Source organism: Mesobaculum littorinae, from assembly GCF_004011175.1.
Classification (GTDB): Bacteria; Pseudomonadota; Alphaproteobacteria; order Rhodobacterales; family Rhodobacteraceae; genus Tranquillimonas; species Tranquillimonas littorinae.
Genome location: NZ_RQXX01000017.1, coordinates 2501 through 5730, shown reverse-complemented (window position 1 = coordinate 5730; position 3230 = coordinate 2501). Strand labels below are relative to the sequence as shown.

At 54.1% G+C, this 3230-nt stretch carries 1 tRNA gene and 2 rRNA genes; all 3 read right to left on the bottom strand.

The window, feature by feature from the left end:
* Positions 1–77 (bottom strand) — tRNA-Met (locus EKE94_RS18460).
* Between the two features lie 57 nt (positions 78–134).
* Positions 135–249: ribosomal RNA gene (gene rrf, locus EKE94_RS18455) — 5S ribosomal RNA — on the bottom strand.
* A gap of 78 nt (positions 250–327) precedes the next feature.
* Positions 328–3169 (bottom strand): 23S ribosomal RNA (locus tag EKE94_RS18450).
* Positions 3170–3230 lie beyond the last annotated feature (61 nt).

Below are 3230 nucleotides of genomic sequence, written 5' to 3'. Positions count from 1 at the left end.
TGGTTGCGGGAGTAGGATTTGAACCTACGACCTTCAGGTTATGAGCCTGACGAGCTACCGGACTGCTCCATCCCGCGTCAATTTTGTTCGTTTTGAATGCATCGTTATAGAGAGATACGCTTGTTCCTCGCTAGGTTTGGCGGTGACCTACTCTCCCACGTCTTAAGACGCAGTACCATCGGCGCTACGGCACTTAACGACCGAGTTCGGGATGGGATCGGGTGTTTTGCTCGCGCTATGACCACCAAACCGAGGGAAGAACAAGTGTTTTCCAAGTCAAGCTGGGGAGTGATGCTTGTGACCAGCGAAGCCATGCTTCTACTGGATCAAATCAAGCCTATCGGACAATTAGTACCGGTCAACTGAATGCATTGCTGCACTTACATCTCCGGCCTATCGACGTGGTGGTCTACCACGGTCCTCAGGGATACCTTGTTTTGAGGGGGGCTTCCCGCTTAGATGCCTTCAGCGGTTATCCTTTCCGATCATAGCTACCCAGCACTGCCATTGGCATGACAACTGGTCCACCAGTGGATCGTTCACCCCGGTCCTCTCGTACTAGGGGCAACTCCTCTCAAGTATCCTACACCCACGGCAGATAGGGACCGAACTGTCTCACGACGTTCTAAACCCAGCTCACGTACCTCTTTAAACGGCGAACAGCCGTACCCTTGGGACCTGCTCCAGCCCCAGGATGAGATGAGCCGACATCGAGGTGCCAAACGGTGCCGTCGATATGGACTCTTGGGCACCATCAGCCTGTTATCCCCGGCGTACCTTTTATCCGTTGAGCGATGGCCCTTCCACGCGGGACCACCGGATCACTATGGCCGTCTTTCGACTCTGCTCGACTTGTCAGTCTTGCAGTCAGGCTGGCTTCTGCCATTGCACTCAACGAGCGATTTCCGACCGCTCTGAGCCAACCTTCGCGCGCCTCCGTTACTCTTTAGGAGGCGACCGCCCCAGTCAAACTACCCGCCACAGAGGGTCCCGGATCCGGATAACGGACCGCGGTTAGACATCAAGAGTGCGAAGGGTGGTATCTCAAGGGTGGCTCCACAGGAACTAGCGTTCCTGCTTCAAAGCCTACCACCTATCCTGCACATCTCAATCCTGATGCCAGTCTGAAGCTGTAGTAAAGGTGCACGGGGTCTTTCCGTCTAACCGCGGGAAGCCTGCATCTTGACAGGCAATTCAATTTCGCTGAGTCGATGTTGGAGACAGCGGGGAAGTCGTTACGCCATTCGTGCAGGTCGGAACTTACCCGACAAGGAATTTCGCTACCTTAGGACCGTTATAGTTACGGCCGCCGTTTACCGGGGCTTCAATTCAAGGCTTGCACCTCTCCTTTTAACCTTCCGGCACCGGGCAGGCGTCAGACCCTATACGTCGTCTTGCGACTTCGCAGAGCCCTGTGTTTTTAGTAAACAGTCGCCACCCCCTGGTTTGTGCCCCCAGCCCCAAGTTGCCTTGGAACTGGGCCTCCTTCTCGCGAACTTACGGAGGTATTTTGCCGAGTTCCTTCAACATCGTTCTCTCAAGCGCCTTGGTATTCTCTACCAGTCCACCTGTGTCGGTTTAGGGTACGATCTCATGGAGGGCTATTTCCAGGGACCGCTCAGCAGCCCAGTCAATCCGATAAGACTGAACTACCCCTGCGATCCGTCACATCCTCCTGGCCCAGGAATATTAACCTGGTTCCCATCGACTACGCCTTTCGGCCTCGCCTTAGGGGTCGGCTTACCCTGCTCAGATTAGCTTTAAGCAGGAACCCTTGGACTTTCGGCGACAGGGTCTCTCACCCTGTTTGTCGCTACTCATGTCATCATTCTCGCTAGTGATCTCTCCACCGGATCGCTCACGCGCCGGCTTCACAGAAAGCTCCTTGTCTCCAACGCAGGCGAACCTGCTAAGGAGACAGTGAGCTATGTCACACTACGCTCCGCTACCATGTGCTATGCACATCCTAAGCTTCGGCTCGTGGCTTGAGCCCCGTTACATCTTCGCCGCAAGACAGCTTAAATTTAGACCAGTGAGCTGTTACGCTATCTTTAAAGGATGGCTGCTTCTAAGCCAACCTCCTGGTTGTTTTGGCCGTCTCACATGCTTTCCCACTTAGCCACGAATTGGGGGCCTTAGCTGTAGGTCAGGGTTGTTTCCCTCTTCACTACGGGCGTTAGCACCCGCAGTGTGTCTGCCATCTAGTACTCCCGGGTATTCGGAGTTTGGTTAGGATCAGTAAGCCTGTGGGGCCCCATTACCCATCCAGTGCTCTACCCCCCGGGGTATTCGGATGACGCTCTACCTAAATAGATTTCGCGGAGAACCAGCTATCTCCGAGTTTGATTGGCCTTTCACCCCTAGGCACAACTCATCCCGACCTTTTTCAACAGGTGTGGGTTCGGACCTCCAGTAAGTGTTACCTTACCTTCATCCTGGTCATGCCTAGATCACTCGGTTTCGGGTCTGATCCCACGAACTCATTCGCCCTATTAAGACTCGCTTTCGCTGCGCCTACACCTAACGGCTTAAGCTTGCTCGTGAGACCAAGTCGATGACCCATTATACAAAAGGTACGCCGTCACCTCTCAAGGAGGCTCCGACTGCTTGTAGGCGCTCGGTTTCAGGTACTGTTTCACTCCCCTCGTCGGGGTGCTTTTCACCTTTCCCTCACGGTACTGGTTCGCTATCGGTCAGTAAGGAGTACTTAGCCTTCGAGGGTGGTCCCCCGATCTTCAGACAGGATTTCACGTGTCCCGCCCTACTTAATACGTCCCATTGAGCTTCCTGTACGGGACTGTCACCCGCTATGGTCCAGCTTTCCAACTGGTTCCAGTCACTCTCAAGGCTCGGCTGGTCCGCGTTCGCTCGCCACTACTAGCGGAGTATCTGTTGATTTCCTTTCCTCCGGGTACTTAGATGTTTCAGTTCCCCGGGTTTGCTCTTATAAACCTATGTATTCAGTCTATAAGTACCTGGTTACTACCCCTAGATAACCGCCCAGGCCTGAGCCTGAGCAATAACTAGAGATAATCAGGTGGGTTGCCCCATTCGGAGATCGTCGGGTCAAAGGTTATTCTCACCTCACCGACGCTTATCGCAGAGTATCACGTCCTTCATCGCCTCTTACTGCCAAGGCATCCACCAAACGCCCTTCTCGCGCTTGATTTGATCCAGAAGAAGCAAGGCTTCTCCTGAGGCCGGCGGTCCTTTTGTGAGCGCCGCCGGCA